19 protein-coding genes are annotated in these 22,072 nt (G+C 70.6%); 5 read left to right on the forward strand and 14 right to left on the reverse strand.

Annotated elements, in window-relative coordinates; genetic code table 11:
• Positions 1–255: 255 nt before the first annotated feature.
• The 4 genes from metH to MRBLWH3_RS00180 form a co-directional block, all read right to left on the reverse strand.
• Positions 256–3,888 carry a methionine synthase gene (metH, locus tag MRBLWH3_RS00165; RefSeq protein WP_363427525.1) on the reverse strand — a complete coding sequence of 1,211 codons (3,633 nt, stop codon included), beginning with the start codon at positions 3,886–3,888 and terminating at the stop codon, positions 256–258.
• 102 nt (positions 3,889–3,990) lie between these two features.
• Entirely contained in the window at positions 3,991–4,788 is a 798-nt protein-coding gene (locus MRBLWH3_RS00170) for an LLM class F420-dependent oxidoreductase (protein WP_363427527.1), read from the reverse strand.
• 103 nt (positions 4,789–4,891) lie between these two features.
• Complete coding sequence (locus tag MRBLWH3_RS00175; RefSeq protein WP_363427529.1) at positions 4,892–5,866, reverse strand: permease prefix domain 1-containing protein; 975 nt, start codon at positions 5,864–5,866, stop codon at positions 4,892–4,894.
• Position 5,867: 1 nt separating this feature from the next.
• Positions 5,868–6,203: a PadR family transcriptional regulator gene (locus MRBLWH3_RS00180; RefSeq protein ID WP_363427531.1), complete on the reverse strand. Its 336-nt coding sequence runs from the start codon at positions 6,201–6,203 to the stop codon at positions 5,868–5,870.
• A 98-nt stretch (positions 6,204–6,301) separates the two neighbouring features.
• Here MRBLWH3_RS00180 and MRBLWH3_RS00185 point away from each other — a divergent pair, with 98 nt between their 5' ends.
• On the forward strand, positions 6,302–7,297 hold the full coding sequence (locus tag MRBLWH3_RS00185; protein WP_363427533.1) for an o-succinylbenzoate synthase: 996 nt from the start codon (positions 6,302–6,304) through the stop codon (positions 7,295–7,297).
• A 3-nt stretch (positions 7,298–7,300) separates the two neighbouring features.
• On the opposite strand, the gene MRBLWH3_RS00190 is transcribed toward MRBLWH3_RS00185, so the two are convergent.
• On the reverse strand, positions 7,301–7,939 hold the full coding sequence (locus MRBLWH3_RS00190) for a TetR/AcrR family transcriptional regulator (RefSeq protein WP_363427535.1): 639 nt from the start codon (positions 7,937–7,939) through the stop codon (positions 7,301–7,303).
• Between the two features lie 135 nt (positions 7,940–8,074).
• Here MRBLWH3_RS00190 and MRBLWH3_RS00195 point away from each other — a divergent pair, with 135 nt between their 5' ends.
• From MRBLWH3_RS00195 to MRBLWH3_RS00205, 3 genes are all read left to right on the forward strand, one after another.
• Positions 8,075–10,981, forward strand: coding sequence for an MMPL family transporter (locus tag MRBLWH3_RS00195; RefSeq protein WP_363427537.1), 2,907 nt, complete (start codon positions 8,075–8,077; stop codon positions 10,979–10,981).
• The gene (locus MRBLWH3_RS00200; RefSeq protein WP_363427539.1) at positions 10,978–12,993 is read left to right on the forward strand and encodes a YhgE/Pip domain-containing protein; all 2,016 of its coding nucleotides are present in this window, start codon (positions 10,978–10,980) and stop codon (positions 12,991–12,993) included. Before MRBLWH3_RS00195 ends, MRBLWH3_RS00200 begins: the two co-directional genes overlap by 4 nt.
• A 158-nt stretch (positions 12,994–13,151) precedes the next feature.
• Positions 13,152–13,649, forward strand: coding sequence for a nitroreductase/quinone reductase family protein (locus tag MRBLWH3_RS00205; RefSeq protein ID WP_363427541.1), 498 nt, complete (start codon positions 13,152–13,154; stop codon positions 13,647–13,649).
• Between the two features lie 27 nt (positions 13,650–13,676).
• Here the strand turns inward: MRBLWH3_RS00205 and ccsB are convergent, their stop codons facing one another.
• From ccsB to MRBLWH3_RS00240, 7 genes are all read right to left on the reverse strand, one after another.
• A complete protein-coding gene (ccsB, locus tag MRBLWH3_RS00210; protein WP_363427543.1) occupies positions 13,677–14,762 on the reverse strand; it encodes a c-type cytochrome biogenesis protein CcsB in 1,086 nt (361 codons plus the stop codon).
• Positions 14,763–14,767: 5 nt separating this feature from the next.
• Entirely contained in the window at positions 14,768–16,480 is a 1,713-nt protein-coding gene (gene resB / locus MRBLWH3_RS00215) for a cytochrome c biogenesis protein ResB (RefSeq protein WP_363427545.1), read from the reverse strand.
• Between the two features lie 16 nt (positions 16,481–16,496).
• Positions 16,497–17,381 carry a cytochrome c biogenesis CcdA family protein gene (locus tag MRBLWH3_RS00220; RefSeq protein WP_363427547.1) on the reverse strand — a complete coding sequence of 295 codons (885 nt, stop codon included), beginning with the start codon at positions 17,379–17,381 and terminating at the stop codon, positions 16,497–16,499.
• The gene (locus MRBLWH3_RS00225) at positions 17,378–17,989 is read right to left on the reverse strand and encodes a TlpA family protein disulfide reductase (protein ID WP_363427549.1); all 612 of its coding nucleotides are present in this window, start codon (positions 17,987–17,989) and stop codon (positions 17,378–17,380) included. The genes MRBLWH3_RS00220 and MRBLWH3_RS00225 overlap by 4 nt, the downstream gene beginning before the upstream one ends.
• On the reverse strand, positions 17,986–18,615 hold the full coding sequence (locus MRBLWH3_RS00230; RefSeq protein ID WP_363427551.1) for a histidine phosphatase family protein: 630 nt from the start codon (positions 18,613–18,615) through the stop codon (positions 17,986–17,988). The genes MRBLWH3_RS00225 and MRBLWH3_RS00230 overlap by 4 nt, the downstream gene beginning before the upstream one ends.
• A gap of 76 nt (positions 18,616–18,691) precedes the next feature.
• On the reverse strand, positions 18,692–19,369 hold the full coding sequence (locus MRBLWH3_RS00235; RefSeq protein WP_363427553.1) for a DedA family protein: 678 nt from the start codon (positions 19,367–19,369) through the stop codon (positions 18,692–18,694).
• 145 nt (positions 19,370–19,514) lie between these two features.
• Positions 19,515–19,967: a DUF6264 family protein gene (locus MRBLWH3_RS00240; RefSeq protein ID WP_363427555.1), complete on the reverse strand. Its 453-nt coding sequence runs from the start codon at positions 19,965–19,967 to the stop codon at positions 19,515–19,517.
• Positions 19,968–20,038: 71 nt separating this feature from the next.
• On the opposite strand from MRBLWH3_RS00240, the gene aspS reads away from it, so the two are divergent.
• Positions 20,039–21,379: an aspartate--tRNA(Asn) ligase gene (aspS, locus tag MRBLWH3_RS00245; protein ID WP_363427557.1), complete on the forward strand. Its 1,341-nt coding sequence runs from the start codon at positions 20,039–20,041 to the stop codon at positions 21,377–21,379.
• Between the two features lie 67 nt (positions 21,380–21,446).
• Here aspS and MRBLWH3_RS00250 read toward each other — a convergent pair whose 3' ends face one another.
• A complete protein-coding gene (locus MRBLWH3_RS00250; protein ID WP_363427559.1) occupies positions 21,447–21,692 on the reverse strand; it encodes a glutaredoxin family protein in 246 nt (81 codons plus the stop codon).
• 14 nt (positions 21,693–21,706) lie between these two features.
• Positions 21,707–22,000, reverse strand: a complete 294-nt coding sequence (locus MRBLWH3_RS00255; RefSeq protein ID WP_363427561.1) for a rhodanese-like domain-containing protein — start codon at positions 21,998–22,000, stop codon at positions 21,707–21,709.
• Positions 22,001–22,072 lie beyond the last annotated feature (72 nt).

Raw genomic sequence — 22,072 nt, forward strand, 5'->3', positions numbered from 1 at the left:
TTCGAGATCACGCCGGACTGAAGATCCACCACGCGATGTGTCGGTTGTCGCCGCGTGGCGCGTCGGGACGCGTCCACGACCGCCACCTTCACGGAAGCTGCGGCCCGCAGCATCCGTCCTCCCCGAAGCCACGGCTGCCTTCCGTTCCTCTGCCCAAACCACCCCTTCTCGCCGAGAACACCCGCCCGGGACCGACCACGAGCCATGGCTTCGGCGAGAAGGGGTGGTTTGGGCGCAGACAGGGCAAGCCCGGCGTCAGACGGAGAAGTACTTCGCCTCGGGGTGGTGGAAGACGAACGCGTCGGTGGACTGCTCGGGGTGCAGCTGCAGCTCCTCGCTGAGCTCGACGCCCATGCGCTCGGGGCGCAGCAGCTCGACGACCTTGCGACGGTCCTCCATGTCGGGGCACGCGGGGTAGCCGAGGGAGAAACGGGCGCCGCGGTACTCGAGCTTGAAGAGGCCCGCGGTGTCGGTGGGATCCTCGTGCGAGAAGCCGAGCTCGGAGCGGATGCGCGCGTGCCAGAACTCGGCGAGCGCCTCGGTCAGCTGCATCACGAGCCCGTTGAGCTCGTAGTAGTCGCGGTACTTGTCTTCGGCGAAGAGCTTCGCCGTCACCGAGTCGATGTTCGCGCCCGCCGTCACGAGCTGCACCGGCAGCACGTCGACGTGCCCCGACTCGCGCGAGCGCACGAAGTCGGCGAGGCACAGGTGGCGGTCGCGCCGCTGGCGCGGGAAGTGGAAGCGCAGGCGGTCGGTGCCGACCGCGCCGCCGGAGCCGCCGTCGGGGGCGAGGAGGCCGGCGGCGCCGAGCACACCCGACGGGTCGTCCCCGTGGTGCAGCACGACGACGTCGTTGCCCTCCGACACGACAGGGAAGAACCCGTACGCGACCGAGGCGTCGAGCATGCCTTCGGCGAGGATGCGGTCGAGCCAGTACCGCAGTCGCGGCCGGCCTTCGGTCTCGACGAGCTGCTCGTATGTGGCGCCGTCCTCGCCGCGGCCGGGCTTGAGGCCCCACTGGCCCATGAATGTCGCGCGCTCGTCGAGGAACGCCGCGTAGTCGTGCAGCGCGAGACCTCGTACGATGCGGGTGCCCCAGAAGGGCGGGGCGGGCACCGGATTGTCGGATGCGACGTCCGAGCGCGCGGGCATCGCCTCCGGCTCCGTCAGCGTGAGCTTGGAGCCGACGGCGTGGCGGCGCTTCTTGAGCGCCGGCAGGCCGACGGACGCCGGGTCGGCGCCGCGAGCGATCTTCACCAGGGGCTCCATCAGAGCGAGGCCTTCGAATGCGTCGCGCGCGTATCGCACCTCGCCGTCGAACAGCGAGGCGAGGTCGTCCTCGACGTACGCGCGCGTGAGCGCCGCACCGCCGAGGATCACCGGCCACTTCGTGCCGAGTCCTCGCGAGGTGAGCTCCTCCAGGTTCTCCTTCATCACCACCGTCGACTTCACGAGCAGCCCCGACATGCCGATCACGTCCGCGCCGTGCTCCTCGGCCGCGGCGATGATGTCGGCGATCGGCTGCTTGATGCCGAGGTTGATGACGTCGTACCCGTTGTTGGTGAGGATGATGTCGACGAGGTTCTTGCCGATGTCGTGCACGTCGCCGCGGACGGTCGCGAGCACGATGCGGCCCTTGCCCGAGGCATCCGACTTCTCCATGTGCGGTTCGAGGAGCGCGACCGCGTTCTTCATCACCTCGGCCGACTGCAGCACGAACGGCAGCTGCATCTCGCCGGCGCCGAACCGTTCGCCGACGATCTTCATGCCTTCGAGCAGGTGGTCGTTGATGATCTGCAGGGGCGACAGGCCGCCCGCGCGGGCGAGATCGAGGTCGGCCTCGAGGCCCTTGCCCTCACCGTCGATGATGCGGCGCTCGAGCCGCTCGCCGACCGGCAGGGCGGCGAGCTCAGCCGCCCGCTGGTTGCGCAGGGCCGCGGTGTCGACGCCGGCGAAGAGGTCGAGCATCCGTGCCAGCGGGTCGTACGTGACGTTGCCGTCGGCGTCGTACTCGCGGCGGTCCCACACCAGGTCGAGGGCGACCTTGCGCTGCTCCTCAGAGATGGAGGCGAGCGGCACGATCTTCGCCGCGTCGATGATGCCCGAGGTGAGGCCCGCTTCCACGGCCTCGTGCAGGAACGCCGAGTTCAGCACGCTCCGCGCGGCCGGGTTGAGCCCGAACGACACGTTCGAGACGCCGAGCGTGGTGTTGATGCCGGGGTACTTGGCGGTGATCTGCCGGATCGCCTCGATCGTCTCGATGGCGTCGCGGCGGGTCTCCTCCTGGCCGGTCGCGATCGGGAAGGTGAGGCAGTCGACGATGATGTCGTTGACGCGCAGGCCCCACTCGCCCACGAGCTCGTCGACGAGGCGTGACGCGATCCGCACCTTGCCCTCGGCCGTGCGGGCCTGACCGTGCTCGTCGATCGTCAGCGCGACGACGGCGGTGCCGTGCTCCTTGACGAGCGGCATGATGCGGCCGAAGCGGGAGGTCGGGCCGTCGCCGTCCTCGTAGTTCACCGAGTTCACGACCGGGCGTCCGCCGATGAGCTCCAGCCCCGCCGCGATGACGGCAGGCTCGGTCGAGTCGACCACGAGGGGCAGGGTCGACGCCGAGGCGAAGCGCGAGACGACCTCGCGGATGTCGGCGACACCGTCGCGGCCCACATAGTCGATGCAGACGTCGAGCAGGTGCGCGCCCACCCGGATCTGGTCGCGGGCGATCTCGACGCAGTCATCCCAGCGCTCCTCGAGCATGGCCTCGCGAAACGCCTTCGAGCCGTTCGCGTTGGTGCGCTCGCCGATCGCGAGGTACGAGGCGTCCTGCTGGAACGACACGTGCTGGTACAGCGACGCGACGCCGGGATCGAGCTCCGGGCGGCGCGCCTCGGCGCCGCCGACCGGGCGCAGGCGCTCGACGACCGCGGCGAGGTGCTCGGGCGTGGTGCCGCAGCATCCGCCGACCAGTCCGAGCCCGAACTCGCGAACGAACTGCTCGTGCGCGGTCGCGAGCTCGACGGGCGTCAGCGGGTAGTGCGCGCCGTTCGCCCCCAGCACCGGAAGCCCCGCGTTGGGCATGCAGGCGATGGGCACCGTCGCGTGCTTCGAGAGGTGCCGCAGGTGCTCGCTCATCTCGGTCGGCCCGGTGGCGCAGTTGAGGCCGATCGCGTCGACACCCAGCGGCTCGATCGCGGTGAGCGCCGCGCCGATCTCGGAGCCCATGAGCATGGTGCCGGTGGTCTCGACGGTCACCTCGACGAAGATCGGAAGACGGATGCCGCGGCTCACGATCGCCTGACGACAGCCGTTGATCGCGGCCTTCGTCTGAAGGAGATCCTGGCTCGTCTCCACCAGGAAGGCGTCGGCACCGCCGTCGATGAGGCCTTCGGCCTGCAGCGCGAAGGTCTGCTTGAGGTTGTCGTAGGTGGTGTGCCCGAGGCTGGGGAGCTTCGTGCCCGGACCCATCGAACCGAGCACCCAGCGCACGCGGCCGTCGGCTGCCTCGGCGGCCTCGACGCGCTCGCGCGCGATGCGGGCGCCCCTCTCGGCGAGCTCGGCGATGCGATCGACGATGCCGTAGTCGTCGAGGTTCGACCAGTTCGCGCCGAACGTGTTCGTCTCGACGGCGTCGACGCCGACCGCGAGGTACGCGTCGTGGATCTCCCCCACGACGTCCGGGCGCGACACGTTGAGGATCTCGTTGCACCCCTCGAGCCCCTGGAAGTCGCTGTCGATCGACAGGTCGTACCGCTGAAGCATGGTGCCCATGGCCCCGTCGGCGATGACGACCCGCTCACGCACGCCGTCGAGCAGCTGCTGCGAGCGCGCGGGCCTGGGAACCCCGTCGATGTCGAGGCTGAACCGGGGTGCGGGCGGTGCTGCGGTCACCCCCGCGATTTTAGTCGCCGGCCTGTGTTGTGGTCCGGTTCGTGACGGATGCCGCGGCCCGGCGTCGTGCCCGTGGGCGGCAGCATCCGTCGTGAGAAGAGCTCAGGCGTTCTTGGCATCGCGCCAGGCCAGCCACCGTCGGATGAGGTCGTAGTCCCAGTCGGGGCCCTGGAAGCCGAGGGTGAAGAGGCGCACACCGGCGTCGTAGAGGTCGTCGGCGAAGGATTCGTCGCGGCGCTGCAGCTCGTTCGAGATGACGAGGTTCGAGGTGTCGCGCTGCTCGCGCGCGGCCCACCGCTCGATGACGTCGAGCTTGTGGGGGAGGTCGCCCGGGCGCACGAAGCTGTGCCAGATGTCGGCGTGGCGGGCGACGAGGCGCAGCGTCTTCTGCTCGCCCGAACCCCCGATCATGACCGGGATGTCGCGCGTCGGCGCCGGGTTGAGCTTCTGCCAGCGCTCCTCGATGCGCTCCAGTCCGGCCGCGAGGTCGTTCAGGCGCGACCCGGTGGTGCCGAAGTCGTACCCGTACTCCTCGTAGTCCCGAGCGAACCAGCCCGAGCCGGTGGCGAAGATGAAGCGGCCCACGCCGTCCTTCGCGGAGATGTGGTCGATCGTGCGGGCCATATCGGCCTGGAGGTCGGGGTTGCGGTAGCTGTTGCAGTTGACGAGGGCACCGAACTCGACGTGCTCGGTCTGCTCGGCCCATGCCGCGAGCATCGTCCATGACTCGAAGTGGAGACCTTCGGGGTCGCCGCTCAGCGGGAAGAAGTGGTCCCAGTTGAAGAGGATGTCGACGCCCATCTCCTCGAGGCGGAGCACCGCGTCGCGGAAGGCGGAATAGGGGGCGTGCTGGGGCTGCAGCTGCACGCCGAGGCGCACGGGAGTGTCGAGGAGGGGCATGGGGAAAGCGTAAGGCCGGCCCGAGGGGGTGGGCCTCGTTCGAGGGAACGTGCCGAGATGCGGACCGGAACGAGCGTTCCGGTCCGCATCTCGGGTCAGGTCCTCAGTTGAGGACGCGCGACGACCCCCGGCGTGCGCGCGCCGCCTTGAGCGCGGCATCCACCGTGTCCCACACTGCGACTCCCGCGATCACGAAGCCGACGATGATCGAGAGGATCTGGCCCACCTCTTCGCCGCCGTCGGGGATGATCGTCGGGAAGTACGCGGGGTTGATGAGGCGTCCCTCGAACAGGAGCCACAACGCCGGCACCGCGATGACGAGATTCAGGATGCCGTTGACCACCGCGAGGCCGATGGTCCAGCGTCCGATCGCGTAGACGACGATCGCGAGCACGGCTTCGAGCGCCATGACCGCGAACAGCGCCAGGATCCACCAGGGCCAGAGTCCGGGGTCGAGGAACGACAGCCCTGGTTCGGTGGGCACGAACCCGACGAACAGATCCCAGAGCACGACCCCGGCCATGATCCCGAGGAACGCCAGCGACGCGATCATGTCGCCGAGCCCGACGCCCTTCTGGCGCGGCTCGGGGAGCTGGTCGGGCGTCCAGCGCTGGCCGTTCATCGTCTCGTGGCCGGTGCGCTCGAGGATCACGAACACCAGCGTCGTCCAGAACGCGAGGTGCACGATCACCGACAGCAGCAGCGGCACGAGCGCGCCGATGATCTCGCCGAACGTTGCGCCGTCGAGCACCATCGCGAGCGAGACGCCGAACGCGGCGCACGCGGGAACGATGTAGAGCAGCAGCTTGAGCAGCCGCCACCAGTCGAGGAAGTACCGCGGCCCGACGAGCCACAGCGGGCGATCGGTGTACTGCGCGGCGAGCTTGTCGGGGTCGCCGAGCTCGATGAGCACGGCGCGCTCGGCGTCGTCGCGCAGTTCGCCCTGCTCGACGCGCGCCTCGACCTGGTCGTCGATGGATGCCCGCAGCTCGGCGGCGAGGTCGGCGCGCTGCGCCTCGGGCACCGTGCGCATGGCGGCGTCGACGTAGCGGTCGGTGAGGGTGGCGGTGGCGGTCATGTCATTTCTCCTCGGGGAGGGCGTCGATCGCGGCGGCGATCGCGCGGAAATCGTCGGTGAGGGCGCCCGCCAGGCGCTGGCCGGCGTCGCTGGTGCGGTAGAACTTGCGCGGGCGCGACTCGTCGGTGTTCCACTCGCTCGTGAGACAGCCCTGCTTCTCGAGGCGCCGCAGCATCGGGTACAGCGTGTTCGCGTCGGTGGGGAAACCGCGCCGCCCCAGCTCCTCGAGCAGTCCGTACCCGTACCCCGGCGCCTCGAGCAGCCGCAGGCACGCCAGCACGACCGTGCCGCGCCGCAGCTCCTGCAGATGCGTCTCGAGGATCTCGGATTCGCTCATGCCTCACACCATACTGTGTGTCACACACTATAGTCAACGGCACTTTATAGTTCAGGTTTGGGTCACACCCGAATCGACCGACCGGGCAGACTGAGCACGTGACGACGCCGCACCCGCTCCCCCCGCTCGCCGAGATCCTCGATTCCGCGCACGTCGTCGCACTGCCGCTCGCGACGCGGTTCCGCGGCATCGACGTGCGCGAGGCGCTCCTCTTCGAGGGCCGGGAGGGCTGGGCCGAGTTCTCGCCCTTCGCCGAGTACGACGACGCCGAGGCTTCGACGTGGCTGGCTGCCGCCATCGAGGATTCACGGATGCCGCGCCCCACCGCCCGCCGTGAGCTCATCGGCGTCAACGCCACCGTGCCGGCGGTGGCCGCAGCATCCGTTCCCGACGTGCTCGCGCGGTTCGACCGGTGCCGCACCGCGAAGGTCAAGGTGGCCGAGCCTGGTCAGGTGCTCGCGGACGACGTCGCGCGGGTGCGAGCGGTGCGAGAGGCGATGGGTGCCGAAGGGCGCATCCGGGTCGACGCGAACGGCGCGTGGAATGTCGACGAGGCCGAGCACGCGGTGCACGCGCTGGCCGAGTTCGACCTCGAATACGTCGAGCAGCCGTGCGCGAGCGTCGAGGAGCTCGCGGAGCTCCGCCGACGCGTGAAGTACATGGGCATCCCGATCGCGGCGGACGAGAGCGTGCGCAAGGCCGCCGATCCGCTGGCGGTCGCCCAGGCAGGGGCCGCCGACCTGCTGGTGATCAAGGCGCAGCCGCTCGGTGGCCTCCGGCGAGCGCTCGAGATCGTCGAGGCGGCGGGGCTGCCCGCGATCGTGTCGAGCGCCCTCGACACGTCGGTGGGGCTGTCGATGGGCGTCGCGCTGGCCGCGGCGCTTCCCGAGCTCGACTACGACTGCGGGCTCGGTACCGCGTCGCTGTTCACGGCGGACGTCGTGGACCCGCCGCTCACGCCGCGCGCCGGCGTGCTCACCGTGGGTCGTGTCATCCCCGACCCGGCGCTGCTCGCCGAGCACGCAGCATCCGTCGACCGCCGTCAGTGGTGGCTCGACCGCGTGGCCCGCTGCTACGCGTTGCTGAACGCGTAGCCCTCAGAGGGGGTCGACGAGGGCCGTGGCGAGCCGCGCGGTGCGCTCGTTCACGAGAGCGTGCATCTGGGGGGTGCTGAGGCCCGACATGATGGCGAAGGCCGAGGTGTCTTCCCACGTCTGCAGGATGACGCCGGCGAACTCCTGCGCCGGTACGCGCAGGCGGAAGCGGTACGTAAGCGCGAGCTCCTCGATGAAGGAGCCGACGCGCTCGACCATGCCGGCCTGCCACGCGAGGTAGGTCTCGGCGAGCCGCTGATCGCGCATGGCGCGGGTGCGGATCTCGCTCGTCAGCAGGATGCCCTGCTTCTTGTCGAACGCGACGTCGAGAAGCTGGCGCACGAGTGCGCCGGGCTCGAGGTCCTCGCCGCGCTCCTGCAGCACGGCCACGCGCTCGGCGACCTCGTCGATCTTCTCGCCGGCCACCCGTTCGGTGAGCGCCAGCATGAGCTCGTCCTTGGTCTCGAAGTTCGAGTAGAACGCCCCGCGTGTGAAGCCCGCGCGCTCGCAGATCGCTTCGACGGATGCTGCATCCAGGCCGACCTCCGCGAACACCAGGGCGGCGGCATCCAGCAGCTTCTGCCGGGTCGCCTCGCGCCGACGCGAGGTGCCGGTCGCTTCGGCCACGGGGGTGTCGGTCATCGATCCTCCATCTCGTCCAGTCTCACACGCATTACTCAGGTTCAGACCACGAGTCCGCCCTACGATACACTCATGTATCCGATACAGCGCTGTATCGACGGTTCCCGAACTCTCCACCCGTAACCGGAGGCGCTGTTGTCGACTCTTCTGTACGCGCTCGGCCGCTGGACCTACCGCCACCCGTGGCGGGTGCTGGTCTCGTGGTTGCTCCTGCTGTTGATCGCCCTCGGCTTCGCCGCACCCCACCTGGGCGGCACCGACAACTCCTTCACGATCCCCGGCACCGAGGCGCAGGAGGGCATCGAGCTGCTCGACCGCAGCTTCCCCCAGGCGAGCGGCACGAGCGCGCAGCTCGTCATCGTGACGGCGGACGGCGACCGGATCGACGAGGAGCCGTACGCGGGCGCGATCGACGACACGGTCGCGCACCTCGAAGACCTCGACGCCGTCTTGGCGGTGACCGATCCATTCAACGAGATGGTCACGGGCATGGTGTCGGACGACGAGTCCGCCGCGATCATCCGACTGCAGTTCGACGGCCAGGCCACGGATGTCTCCTTCGAGACGAAGGAAGGCCTCGAAGACGTCGCCGACGACCTGCGCGAGACGCTCCCCGAGGGCTCGCAGGTCGCCATGGGCGGCGACCTCTTCTCGACGTCGGTGCCTGCGCTCTCCCTCATCGAGGCGGTCGGCGTGCTCATCGCGCTGTTCGTGCTCATCGTCACGTTCCGCTCGTTCGCGGTGGCGTGGTTCCCGCTCGTGTCCGCGCTCATCGGGGTCGGCCTCGCGATCGCGCTCATCTTCGTCGCCACCGCGTTCGTCTCGGTGTCGTCGACCACCCCCATGCTCGCGATCATGCTGGGGCTCGCGGTCGGCATCGACTACGCCCTGTTCATCGTCGCGCGACATCAGGACCAGGTGCGCGCCGGGATCGAGCCCGAGGAGTCCGCCGCGCGCGCGACCGGTACGGCCGGCTCCGCCGTCGTGTTCGCCGGCATCACGGTGCTCATCGCCCTCATCGGCCTCGGCTTCGCCGGCATCCCCTTCCTCACCACGATGGGCATCGCCGCCGCCGTCGCGGTCGCGATCGCGGTGGTCGTCGCGATCACCCTGACGCCCGCCCTCCTCGGCTTCGCGAAGCACCGCGTGGCCGGCTGGGGCCACGGCAAGAAGCGGAGAGGGATGCCGCTTCCCGGCGCCCGTCGCTCCGCGACGCCCGAAGCCGAGAGCGAGGCAGAGACTGCGGACGCCGACGTCTCGGCGGGTGACCGCGCCGAAACGGCACTCGCAGACCACGCGCCGGCGAAGCGGACGAACCGCTGGGTGCAGCTGGTCACCAAGCACCCGATCGTCACCACCATCGCGGTCGTCCTCACCCTCGGCGTCATGGCGATCCCCGCCGCGAGCCTCGCGCTGGCGCTGCCGAACGCCGGCCAGCAGCCGGAGTCGAGCCAGGCGCGTCAGGCGTACGACCTCACGGCCGAGCACTTCGGGCCGGGGTCGAACGGTCCGCTCATCATGACGGGGACGATCGTCACGTCGACGGATCCGCTCGGACTCCTGGGCGATCTGAAGGCCGAGATCGAGAAGGTGCCGGGCGTGAAGGAGGTCGCGCTCGCGACGCCGAACGAGACGGCCGACACCGGGCTCATCCAGATCGTGCCCGAGACCGCGCCCGACGACCCGGCGACCGCCCAGCTCGTGCGCGACCTGCGCGCGCTGGCCCCGGAGCTCGAGGAGGAGTACGGCGTCGACCTCAAGGTGACCGGCTTCACGGCGGTCGGCATCGACATCTCGGACCGCCTGGGTGCCGCCCTGCTGCCGTTCGGCGTCTTCGTCGTGGGTCTGTCGCTCGTGCTCCTCATGATCGTGTTCCGCTCGATCTGGGTGCCGATCAAGGCCGCCCTCGGCTACCTGCTGTCGGTGATGGCAGCGTTCGGTGTCGTCGCCGCCGTGTTCGAGTGGGGCTGGGGCGCCGAGCTGCTGCACGTGGACCGCACGGGCCCGGTGATCAGCTTCATGCCCATCATCCTCATGGGCGTGCTGTTCGGCCTGGCGATGGACTACGAGGTCTTCCTCGTCAGCCGCATGCGCGAGGACTACGTGCACGCCCGCCGCGCCGCCGGCGGCCACGCCACGCGCGGCGGCCGCGACATCGCGGTCGGCGCCGTGCGCTCGGGCTTCACGGCCTCGGCACGCGTGGTCACCGCGGCGGCCGTCATCATGTTCGCGGTGTTCGCGGCCTTCGTGCCCGAGGGCGACTCGTCGATCAAGCCCATCGCACTGGGCCTCGCCGTCGGCATCGCCGTCGACGCGTTCCTCGTGCGCATGACGCTCGTGCCGGCCATCATGGCGCTGCTCGGCGACAAGGCCTGGTGGATGCCGCGCTGGCTCGAGCGGGTCCTCCCCCACTTCGACATCGAGGGCGAGGCCGTCGAGCGCGAGCTGTCGCTCGCCGAATGGCCGGAGCGGGACACGACCGCCGTGGTCGTCGGCGACGGCGTCGCCGTGCGTGCGGACGCGGGCGGCTCGGCCGGCGAGGTCGTGCTGTTCGAGGATGCGGCGTTCCGCGTCGAGCCCGGCGGCACGCTCATCGCGACCGGCGACCCCCGCGCCGCACGGGCCTTCGCGCTCACGATCGCGGCGCGGCTCGCCACCACCGACGGACGCCTGCGCGTCGCCGGCCACCTGCTCCCCGAACGCGGGCCCTGGGTGCGCGCGCACGTCGGTCTGGCGCTCCTCGCCGACGCCGACGATCGCGTGCCGGCGCTGCGCCGCGCGCTCGCCGGCAAGGCGAGCCTCGTCGTGATCGAAGGCGTCGATGCGCTCGATCACGCGGAGCGCGACCAGGCCGCCGCACTGCTGCGAGACGCGGCCGCCGCGCTCGCTGCGGGCGACGAGCGTCTGACGCTCGTCGTGACCGGTCGCACCGAGAGCGCCGCCCTCGCCCTCCTCGCGGACGCGCACCGCCCCGACGTGACCTCGATCACGCTGCGCTCCGCCACCGCCCAGACCACCCCCACCGCAGAGGTGAACGCATGACCCCGACCTGGATCACCACGGCCGTCGAGCGCGCGCGCTCGACCCGGCCCGTCACGTGGCTGACGCTGATCGGCGTGCTGCTGCTGCCGGTCGTCATCGGCGGCATCCTGGTGGCCGCCCTGTACAACCCCGTGGAGCGGCTCGACAGCCTGACCGCCGCCGTCGTGAACGAGGACGAGCCGGTCACGGTCGACGGGCAGCTGGTGCCGCTCGGCCGCCAGCTGACCGCCGGGCTCGTCGAGGGCTCGGACGACCTCGACAGCAACCTCACCTGGACGCTCTCGAACGCGGATGACGCGGCTGCCGGCCTCGCGGACGGCACCTACGCCGCCGTCATCACGATCCCCGAGAACTTCACGGCCGCCGCCCTGTCGACCCGGCCGGGCGAGGAGCCCGAGCAGGCCACGATCGAGGTGACGACGCCGCCCGACAGCCTCATCGTCGACGACGCCATCACCGCGCAGGTCGCCTCCGCTGCGGCCTCGACCATGGGCGCGCAGCTGTCGACCGTCTACCTCGAGAACGTCTTCCTCGGCTTCACCACGCTGGGCGACCAGCTCGGCACCGCGGCCGACGGCGCGCAGCAGCTCGCCGACGGCGCGACCCAGGCCGCCGACGGCGCCGCGCAGCTGCCCGACGGCATCTCGCAGCTCGCGGACGGCAACGAGCAGCTGGCGAGCGGCGCATCGCAGCTCGCGAGCGGCGCGGGGCAGATCGCGGGCGGCGCGACGTCGCTCCAGTCGGGGCTCACGACGATCGCAGGCAAGACGCGTGAAGCGTCCGCCGGGGCGCAGCAGATCGCGGACGGCGTGAACGCCGGCGCAGCGCAGCTCGAGCAGACCGGGCTCGTACCCACCGAGGTGTCTGATCCCCTGGACCTCTCGGCGCAGGCCGCTGCCGGAGTGCTGCAGCTCGCGAACGGCTGCGTCGCAAGCGGTGCGTCCGCGACGTACTGCCAGACCCTCGTGGAGGCGGCGACGGGCGCCGACCTCGCCGCGAAGGGTTCCGTGTTTGCGGTCGACCAGTTCAACGCCGGCGCGACTGCGAAGCTCACCGCCCAGTTCCGCGAGATCGGCACCGGCGTCGGCACGCTCGCGGGCGGTCTCACCCAGCTCGCGGGCGGCATCGACCAGTCGGCGGCGGGCGCGGGGCAGCTGGCGACCGGCGTGACCGGCATCCAGAGCGGTGCCGACGGGCTCTCCGACGGCGCATCGCAGCTCGCGTCCGGCGCGACCCAGGCCGCCGACGGGGCCACGAGCCTCGCCGACGGCGTGGCCCAGCTGGCGGACGGCACCGGCGAGCTCGCGACCGGGCTGGCCACGGCATCCGATTCCCTCCCGTCGTACACCGACGACGAGGCCACCGACCTTGCCACCGTGGTGGCGAACCCCGTCGAGGCGGAGGGCGTGGGCACGTCCCTGTTCGGCGCCTCCGCGATCCCGCTGCTCGCGACCCTCGCACTGTGGTTCGGCGGACTCGGCACGTTCGTCGCGCTGCAGGCCGTGTCGCGACGCGCGCTGACGTCGCGGCAGCCCTCGGCGCTGCTCGCGCTGCGCTCGTTCGCCCCGGCGGCGGCGCTCGGCGCCGTGCAGGGCATGCTGGTCGCCGGCGTCGTGCAGCTCGCCGCGTCGTACGCGTGGGCGGACTGGTGGGTGTTCGCCCTGGTCGCTGTCGTCGCGGGCATCGCGTTCGCCGCGGTGAACCAGGCGCTCATGGCCGTGTTCGGCGGCGCCGGGCGGTGGATCGCCGCGCTCATCGGCGTCTTCGCCGTCGCGACCGGCGTCGTCTCGACGGTGCCGGGGGTGCTCTCGGGCGTCGCGGCCCTCCTGCCGACCGGCCCGGCCTACAACGGCATGCTCGCCGCGCTCACCTCGGCGTCGGGCCTCGGCGCCGCGATCGCCGGCCTCGCGGTGTGGACGCTGCTCGCCCTCGGCGCGACGATCCTCGCGGTCGCACGCCGGCGCAGCACGTCGGCCCGAGCGCTGCTGAAGGCCGCTCCCGCCACCGCCTGACCCCCGGTTCGGGGCGCGTTCTCGCCGTTGGGGCGCATTTCCTCCGCCCCGACGGAGGAAATGCGCCCCAACCTGGCTCGCGGCCTCGGCCGATCGGCCGCACATCCTGGCCGATCGGCCGATTGCCCGCCGGGCGGCGGCGCGTCAGGATCGGAGCCATGAACGCCCCCGAGCCCCCACCTCGCCCGATCGAGGCGCCGCGTAACCCCGCCCGGATCCCACCGCGCTGGTTCATCCGCACCGCATGGGTCGTCCATCGCGGGCTCTACCGGGTGACCGGCGGACGCGTGGGGCTGCGGCCTCCGTCCCCCACCGTCTACGGGATGATGCGCCTGCACACGGTCGGCCGTCGCTCGGGCAGCCCCCGCGTCGCGATCCTCGGGTACTTCGAGGACGGCCCCGACCTCGTCACCCTCGCGATGAACGGCTGGGGCGACCCGCCGCCGGCGTGGTGGCTGAATCTGCAGGCCCGGCCCGCGGCATCCGTCGATCTTCCCGACGGCACGCGCGACGTGATCGCCCACGAGGCGACGGGTGCGGAGCGCGAACGCCTCTGGGCCGTGTGGCGCACCCTCGAGGGCGACGCAGACCTCGACGCGTACGCGGCGCTGCGCAGCCGCGAGACGCCGGTCGTGGTGCTCGCCCCGGCAGGCTGATCCCGGGACGGCCCCCGCAGGATGGCGTCAGCTGAGGCCCGAGTACGCGTGCAGTCCCTTGAAGAACATGTTCACGATCGTGAAGTTGAAGATCACGGCGGTGAAGCCGATGATCGACAGCCACGCCGAGCGCGAGCCGCGCCAGCCGCGCGTGGCGCGCGCGTGGATGTAACCGGCGTAGAGCACCCAGATCACGAAGGTCCAGACTTCCTTCGTGTCGAAGCCCCAGTAGCGGCCCCACGCGTCGTTCGCCCAGATGGATCCGGCGATGAGGGTGAACGTCCAGAAGATGAAGCCGAGGATCGCGAAGCGGTAGGCCAGCGACTCGAGCGCCTCGGCGCTCGGGAGGGTCTTGAGGAAGCCCGGTCCGGTCTTGGCGGTTCCGGATGCTGCGGCCTCCGCCCTCGCGAGAGCCGCGATCTTCGTCTCGCGCCGGGCCTGCATGAGCTGCAGCACCGAGAGGCCGAACGCGAGGGCGAACAGCGCCGTCGCGAGCGACGCGACGAAGACGTGGATGACGAGCCACACCGACTTGAGCGGGTCCATCAGGGGCACGATGTCGGTGTAGAACCAGATGGCCGTGCCGCCGAGCAGCACCACCACGAGGCCGGTGATGAACGTGCCGAGGAAGCGCAGGTCGTAGCGGAACAGCACCCCGAGGTACACCGCGACGATGAGGAGCGTGCCGGTGAGGGCGAACTCGTACATGTTCGACCACGGCACACGACCTGCGGCGATGCCGCGGGTGACATCGCCGCCGAGGTGGAACAGGAAGCCGAGCACCGTCAGCGACGTGCCGATGCGAGCCCAGACGAGCCGCGCGCGCTTGCCGACCGGTGCGTTGAGAGCATCCTCCGAGGCCGTCTCCTGCGCGCGCATCTGCTCGATGATGCCGGTGCGCGAGCCCGCGCCCCCGGCGGCGACCAGCTCGCGCTCGCGCGCGGTCCTGGCCGCAGCATCCTTCGCGGCGGCGTCCTTGACCTCCACGGCGACGGCGCCGCGACGGGCCAGGTCGACCGCGTACGCGATGAACGCGAGGGCGTAGATCGCGATGGCCGTCCAGACCAGCAGCACCGAGACGTCGTCGAGGGTGAGGGGGGAGGCGTCGGGCATGGCTCTCAGTCTACGTCGGGGGTGGATTCGGGCTTCGTGGCGCGGTCGCCCGCGGCGGCGGGGTCGGCGAGCGACGCGAGGTGGCGCTGGGCGAACTGCTCCACGGCGCCGTCGAGCGCGGGGTCCTCACCGCGGGCGAGACCCGCGTACTCGAGGTGCACGGTGTGGCCCTGCGTCGTCGCCTTGACCCACATGCGGCGGCGCGGCACGAAGAGCGCGGCGAGCAGGCCGGCCGTCGCGAGCACGGCGAACACCAGCACCCACGTCGCCGCGGCGTCGCGGTGGATCGACAGCGACACGTACCGCTTGACCGAGTCCTGGAACCCGGCGGCGTCCGGGGCCTCGTTCTCGAAGCTGATCGTGCCGAGTCCGTCGGGCAGGTCGACGGTGTCGCCGGGCTTCAGCTCGAGCGACTCGGCGCCCGAGTCGCCGCCGGCGAGCTGGGTCATCTCGCTCGGGTCGAGCGTGTACACCGACTTGGGGACGCCGCCGTCGATGCCGAGGTCGCCGGCGTAGACCCAGAACGTGAGCATCGGGTACTCGAGGTCGCCGTACACCGAGGTGTAGGCGCCGTTGGTGAGCTCCTGCGCGGTGGGGTAGAAGAAGCCCACCAGGCCCACCTGCTCGCGCAGGCCGTCGGGCACCTTCACGACGCCCTGCGACGTCATGTTGTTGTCCTGCGGCAGGAACGGCACCGACTCCGAGAACACCACGTCGCCGGCATCGTTGCGGATCGTGATGGTCGGCGCATAGCCGTTGCCCATCAGATACACCTTGTCGCCGGCGATCGCGAGCGGGTGGTTGACGCGCACCTCGCCCTCGGCGGTGTCGGCGTTCGGGAACTGCGTCGTCAGGTGCGCGATGAAGTCGCCCGCCTGACCCGCACCCTGCTGGCCGGGACTGACGTACGAGAGAGAGAAGTCGTCGAGCGTGAGCGCGTACGGCTCGAGGGCGTCCTCGTCGACGAACCGGCCGGGGTTGAACGACGTGTAGTCGAGCATCGTGTTGACCCACGTGCGGCCCTCGATGATGACCGTCTGGCCGGTGTAGGTGAACCCGCCGCCGATGCCGACCGCGAGCAGCACTCCGACCAGCGACGCGTGGAACACCAGGTTGCCGGTCTCGCGCAGGTATCCGCGCTCCGCCGACACCGACAGCGTCTTCGCGCCGTCGTAGCGGGAGACCCGGTACCCCGCCTTCTTCAGCTGCTGCTCGGCGGCCTCGATCGCGGTCGCCGCGGCGGTCGCAGCATCCGTGTCGTCCCGGTACTCGAGGATCTCGGAGCGATGCGCGTCCAGACGAGCCAATCGCGCCGGGGTGCGCGGGGGCTGCGCGCGCATCGCCTTGTAGTGGTGCTTGGTGCGCGGGATGACGCAGCCGACGAGCGAGACGAACAGCAGGATGTAGATCGCCGAGAACCACGGCGACGTGTACACGTCGAACAGGCTCAGGTTGTCGAGCACCGGCGCGAGGTCGGGGTTGTCGACGAAGTACTGGCGCACGCCGTTGGGGTCGGCGCTGCGCTGCGGCACGAGGGAGCCGGGCACGGCGGCGATCGCGAGCAGGAGCAGGAGCACGAGCGCGGTGCGCATCGACGTGAGCTGGCGCCAGCCCCAGCGCAGCCACCCGACGATGCCGAGAGCGGGCTGAGTGATGTCGGATGCTGCGGAGTCCGCGTGGTCGGAGGGCCTGAGCGGATCGGTCACGTCGTCGGTCACAGAGCCTTCCGGAGCGTCAGAGCGGGGCCGGGACACTGGCGAACACCCCCTGGAGCTGCGCCATGACGGCGGTCCAGACACCCGTCACCATGAGCAGGCCGAGCACGATGAGGAGGGCGCCGCCGATGAGGTTGACCACGCGGATGTGGCGCCGCACGAACGATACCGAGCGCGTCGCCCACCCGAACCCGAGGGTGAGGAGGAGGAACGGGATGCCGAGACCCAGCGAGTACGCGACGCCCAGCAGCGCCGCGCGCGCGGCCGAGCCGGAGTCGAACGCCATCGTCAGGATCACGGCGAGGGTCGGGCCGATGCACGGCGCCCAGCCGATGCCGAGCGCGATGCCCAGCAGCGGGGCGCCGATGAGCCCGAGGTTTCCGCGGACCTGAGGCCGCGCCATGCGCTGCGCCAGGCCGAACCACCCGATGAAGACGAGGCCCATCGCGATGATGACGACGCCGAGGATGCGCGTGATGAGGTCCTGGTACTCGAGCAGGAAGCGTCCCAGCGTGCCGCCGAGCATCGCCATGCTGACGAACACGACGGTGAAACCCGCGATGAAGAGGAGCACGCCGAGCACGAGACGCCCGCGCGCCGGCGCGCCGGCGTCCCCGCCTTCCCCTCCGGTCGTCGAGCGAGCGAGGGACGCGTTCGTCGAGCGAGCCCGGGAGCCGAGACGCAGAGTCGAACCGCCCTGAGCTTCTGACGAACGCCGGCGCGCGGCATCCGTTCCCGCCGCGACAGGCGCCGGCCGCGGCGAAACCGCGCCGCCGATGAATCCGAGGTACCCCGGCACGAGCGGGAGCACACACGGCGACAGGAACGAGATGGCGCCGGCGAGGATGGCGATCGGGACGGCGATCACGAGCGACCCGTCGGCGACGAGGGCGCCGAGGTTCATGACTCCACCAGGGCGTCGCGCACGATCGTCTCGAGGATCGAGGCCTCTTCGATCTGGCCGACCAGGCGCGCGGCCACGCGGCCCTGCTTGTCGAGCACGATCGTGACGGGCACGGCGTTGAGCGGGGTCTCCCCCGCGAAGGCGAGCTTGATCGAGCCGTCCTCGGTCGCGAGCGCACTGGGGTACTCGACGCCGTACTTCTCGGCGAACGCCTGCGAGGCCGCAGCACCGTCGTACAGGTTCACGCCGAGGAACGAGACGCCCTGGTCCGCGAACTGCGCATCGACCGCGGCCAGCTCGGGAGCCTCGACCCGGCACGGTGCGCAGCCGGCGTACCAGAAGTTCACGACGAGCACCTCGCCCGCGTAGTCGGCGCTGGAGGTCGAGCCGCCGGTGTCGAGCACGCCCTCGAACTCCACCGGCTCGGTGCGATCTTCGGCCGGGATCTCGACGACGCGGAACCCGTCGGCGGCGACGAAGCCCTTGTTGTCGCCGGAGCGGTACTGATCGGCGAGGGGGTCGCTCGTGCACGCGGCGAGTCCGGCGATCAGCCCGACGACGAGGAGAGCGGATGCTGCGGCCCGCACCTTCTGGAACCGCTGAGTCATACCGCCCCCACATCCACCGCGCCGGCCGTCGACGCGGGTTCCGCGTAGGCGGTCTCGGTCCACGTGCCGTCGACCATCTCGAAGCTCGTCACGCTCGACAGCGCGCAGCGGCGCGCGCGGGGGTCGTGCCGGAGCGGGAGGCCGGCGACCGCGAGGTGGGTGATCCAGATCGGGAGCTGATGCGACACGATGACGACGTCACCCGAGTCCGCAGCGTCCCAGGCGTGCGTCATCGCCGAATTCATCCGGCCCACGACGTCCGCATACGGCTCACCCCAGCTGGGCAGTGCGGGTTTGCGCAGGTGCCGCCAGTTCCAGGGGTTGATGAGGGCCCTCGCCATGCGCTTGCCCTCGAAGACGTTGGTCGGCTCGATGACCCGCTCGTCGAGGACCGGCGCGACGCCGAAGATCTCGGCGAACGGCTCCGCCGACTCCTGCGTGCGCTGCAGCGGCGAGCACACGAGCGCCGACACCGGGCGGTCGAGCGACTGGATGTACTCGGCGGCCTGCCGGGCCATATGGCGGCCGTCGACGCTCAGCCCGTACCCCGGGAGTCGCCCGTAGAGCACGCGGGCAGGGTTGTGGACCTCCCCGTGGCGCACAAGATGGAGGCGAGCTGCGGGCACCCGCCCAGTCTACGTGCGGGTCTTCTGTGGACCGGCTGAGCGTTCTCCCAGCTTCGTCGCCCCGTCGACGGGGAGCTCAGTCGAGTTCGGGCTCGGGACCGCTCGACGTACCGCGGGACTCGAGCACGGCGCGCACCCGCACGTAGAGGAACCACGCGACGCCGATCACGGCGGCGGCGATGACGACGTATTGCAGGATGTCGGCGTACCGCTCGACGAGATGCCAGGACTCCCCGAGGAAGAAGCCCGAGAAGACGAAGATCGAGTTCCACACCAGGCTGCCCGCCGCGGTCAGCAGGGTGAACCGCCACACCGGCATGCGAGTGATTCCCGCGGGGATGGAGATCAGGCTCCGGAAGATCGGGATCATCCGCCCGAAGAACACCGCCTTGCCTCCATGGCGCCCGAACCAGGCGGCCGTGCGGTCGATGTCTTCGGGGTGCAGCAGCGGCACCTTGGTCGCGATCGCGCGCAGCCGCGCGATCCCGAGCCAGGCGCCGAGCCCGTAGAGGAGGAGCGCGCCGGCGACCGAACCGACGGTGGTCCACACCAGGGCCTCGACCGGCGAGAACGACCCGCGGCTCGCCGCGAGGCCCGCCATCGGCAGGATCACCTCGCTGGGCAGCGGCGGGAAGAGGTTCTCCATCGCGATCGCGATGCCCGCACCGGCGGGTCCGATCACGTCCATCAGCGAGACGGCCCAGTCCGCGAGGGCGCTGAGCCAGGAGCCGTCGGTCGTCGTCGCAGTCGTCATTCGTCGGATCCCCGTCCGTCCGTCGGCACCTGGTGGCGGCGGCCGCGACCGTTCGGCGCGACGGGTCCACGCTACGGACCGGAGATGAACGAAACCCGGGTGCTGACCCCCGGAACCGGTTGAACCTGGCGGAATCCGATCGGGATCAGAGCGTCGAACCGGGGACTGCGGCCGAAGCGACCATGAACGCGGCGACGAGCGAGGCCACGATGAGGGCCGCGCCCGCGAGCGGCACCCAGAATGCGAGCCGTCTCTTGACCATCAGCACGATCGCCACGACGACGGTCACGACGAGCATCACCCACGGCAGGATCATGCCCATCAGCCACCCGAGGGTGATGAGGTCCACGTTGCAGTCGCGGGCACCGCAGGAGTCGGAGGCCATCACGAGGAAGATCCCCATGAACGACGCCAACGTCGCCAGCACCGCGTCGGCGACGAGCAGCACGATGGTGACCACGAGGTCGAGGACCTTCACCGGCCGCTTGGCCGCCGGTGCATCCTCCGCCGACGGAAGGTTTGCCGGTCCGCCCGGATAAGGCGGCGGGGCCGACGCGGTCGATGCCGGTGCGGGCTGTTCTGGTTCCGGCGTGGTCATGCCCGCATGGTAGCGGCGCGCGCACCCTTCCGGCGAGGGCGCGCGCAAGGGGTCACCTAGACTTGTCGCTCGTGAGTGAACGCGTCCTCGTCAAGCAGCTGCAGGGTCTGGCCGATGGCCCCGTCTCCGTCTCCGGGTGGGTCGAGACCGTCCGCGATCAGAAGAAGGTGCAGTTCGTCATCCTCCGCGATGAATCCGGTGCGGTGCAGCTGGTCAACCCCGCGACGCGTCCGACAGAGGACCGCACGGAACAGGATGCCGCGGCCCTGGCGCTCACGGACGTCATCTCGAACCTCGCCACGGGCACGTTCCTGACCGTGAGCGGCGAGCTCAAGCACGACGAGCGCGTCAAGCTCGGCGGCGTGGAGATCAAGATCGGTGCGCTCGACATCGCGGCGGCTGCCCTCCCCGAGACGCCCATCGCGGCCGACTCCGGTCTCGACAAACGCATGGACTGGCGCTTCCTCGACCTGCGCCAGCGCCGCAACAACCTCATCTTCCGCGTGCAGACCACCCTCGAGCACGCCTTCCGCTCGTACTGGATCGAGCGCGACTACATCGAGGTGCACTCCCCCAAGCTCATGGCCTCGGCCTCGGAGTCCAACGCCGAGCTCTTCGAGGTGCCGTACTTCGAGGACAAGACCGCGTATCTCGCCCAGTCGCCGCAGTTCTTCAAGCAGATGGCCCAGGTCGCCGGCTTCGGCAAGATCTTCGAGATCGCCCCGGCCTTCCGCGCCGACCCGTCGTTCACGTCGCGCCACGCAACGGAGTTCACCTCGATCGATGCCGAGATCAGCTGGATCGACTCCCACGAGGACGTCGCGGCGATGCAGGAGGAACTCCTGCAGACCGCGTTCCAGGCCGTCAAGGACAAGCACGGCGCCGAGATCGAGGAGCTCTTCGGTCTCGAGGTTCAGGTGCCCGCGATCCCGTTCCCGCGCATCGCGCTCTCCGAGGCACGCGAGATCGTGAAGAGCCGCGGGTACGACATCCCGCGCACCGACGGCGACCTCGACCCCGAGGGCGAGCGTCAGATCTCCGCGTACGTCGAGGAGACCTACGGCCACCAGTTCGTCTTCATCACCGACTATCACCCCGAGATCCGCGCGTTCTACCACATGCGCGACGAGAAGACCGGCCTGACCAGGTCCTACGACCTCCTCTTCAAGGGCGTCGAGATCACCACGGGCGCCCAGCGCGAGCACCGCGTCGATGTGCTGATCGAGCAGGCGAAGGAGAAGGGGCTCGGGGCCGAGCACCTGGACTTCTACTTCGACTTCTTCCGCTACGGCGCCCCGCCTCACGGCGGATTCGGCATGGGCCTCGCGCGCGTGATGATGCTGCTGCTCGGCCAGGACTCGATCCGGGAGGTCACGTACCTCTTCCGCGGGCCGACGCGCCTCGCCCCCTGACCTGATCGGGAGACGGATGCTGCGGGCCGCAGCTTCCGTCTCCGTCCGCGGTCGCGCAGCCAGCGAGTCAGGCGGTCAGCGCGGCGCGCAGGCGGTCGGGCGACACTCGCCAGTGCCCGTGGAGCTCGCCGTCGATGAGCACGACCGGGATCTTCTCCCACCACAGCGCGTAGAGGGCGGGGTCTTCGGCGATCGAGTACTCCTCGACGTCGACCGAGTCCTCGGGGAGTTCCGCCACGACGGTCTCGACGACCTCGCGCGCGACGTCGCAGAGATGGCAGTCGGGCTTGCCGATCACGGTGACGGTGGTCACACTCGGCGCTTCCGTCACGCCTCGACCGGGTAGCCGGCGGCGACCCACTCGTTGGTGCCGCCGTCGACGTTGGTGACGTCGTAGCCGCGGGCCTCGAGCGCCTCGACCACGCGCCCGGAGCGGCCGCCGATCGCGCAGATCACATCGAATGCGCCGTCGGGAAGCTCGTCGAGGCGGCCGCCGATGGCCGACATCGGGATGTTGATGGCGCCGGGCACGTGACCTGCGGCGTACTCGTCGACCTCCCGCACGTCGATGAGCGGGGTCTCGACGCGGTCACGCAGCTGCTGGACGGTGATGGACTTCATGACGGCCTCTCGGGTGGCGGGCTCTGCCGGGGCAGCACGGATACACGAAGCGCCCGTCCGAAGACAGGCGCT

The sequence above is a fragment of the Microbacterium sp. LWH3-1.2 genome (assembly GCF_040675855.1).
Taxonomy (GTDB): Bacteria; Actinomycetota; Actinomycetes; order Actinomycetales; family Microbacteriaceae; genus Microbacterium.

Excerpts from the sequence above, each read along its gene's own strand:
- MRBLWH3_RS00175 (WP_363427529.1), bottom strand. The coding sequence starts at position 5,866 with ATGACCGCCACCGCCACCCTCACCGACCGCTACGTCGACGCCGCCATG.
- MRBLWH3_RS00255 (WP_363427561.1), bottom strand. The coding sequence starts at position 22,000 with ATGAAGTCCATCACCGTCCAGCAGCTGCGTGACCGCGTCGAGACCCCG.
- MRBLWH3_RS00220 (WP_363427547.1), bottom strand. The coding sequence starts at position 17,381 with ATGAACCTCGGCGCCCTCGTCGCCGACGGGTCGCTCGTGATCGCCGTC.
- MRBLWH3_RS00200 (WP_363427539.1), top strand. The coding sequence starts at position 10,978 with ATGACCCCGACCTGGATCACCACGGCCGTCGAGCGCGCGCGCTCGACC.
- MRBLWH3_RS00205 (WP_363427541.1), top strand. The coding sequence starts at position 13,152 with ATGAACGCCCCCGAGCCCCCACCTCGCCCGATCGAGGCGCCGCGTAAC.
- ccsB (WP_363427543.1), bottom strand. The coding sequence starts at position 14,762 with ATGCCCGACGCCTCCCCCCTCACCCTCGACGACGTCTCGGTGCTGCTG.
- MRBLWH3_RS00240 (WP_363427555.1), bottom strand. The coding sequence starts at position 19,967 with ATGACCACGCCGGAACCAGAACAGCCCGCACCGGCATCGACCGCGTCG.
- MRBLWH3_RS00180 (WP_363427531.1), bottom strand. The coding sequence starts at position 6,203 with ATGAGCGAATCCGAGATCCTCGAGACGCATCTGCAGGAGCTGCGGCGC.
- MRBLWH3_RS00190 (WP_363427535.1), bottom strand. The coding sequence starts at position 7,939 with ATGACCGACACCCCCGTGGCCGAAGCGACCGGCACCTCGCGTCGGCGC.
- MRBLWH3_RS00170 (WP_363427527.1), bottom strand. The coding sequence starts at position 4,788 with ATGCCCCTCCTCGACACTCCCGTGCGCCTCGGCGTGCAGCTGCAGCCC.
- MRBLWH3_RS00225 (WP_363427549.1), bottom strand. The coding sequence starts at position 17,989 with ATGACTCAGCGGTTCCAGAAGGTGCGGGCCGCAGCATCCGCTCTCCTC.
- MRBLWH3_RS00235 (WP_363427553.1), bottom strand. The coding sequence starts at position 19,369 with ATGACGACTGCGACGACGACCGACGGCTCCTGGCTCAGCGCCCTCGCG.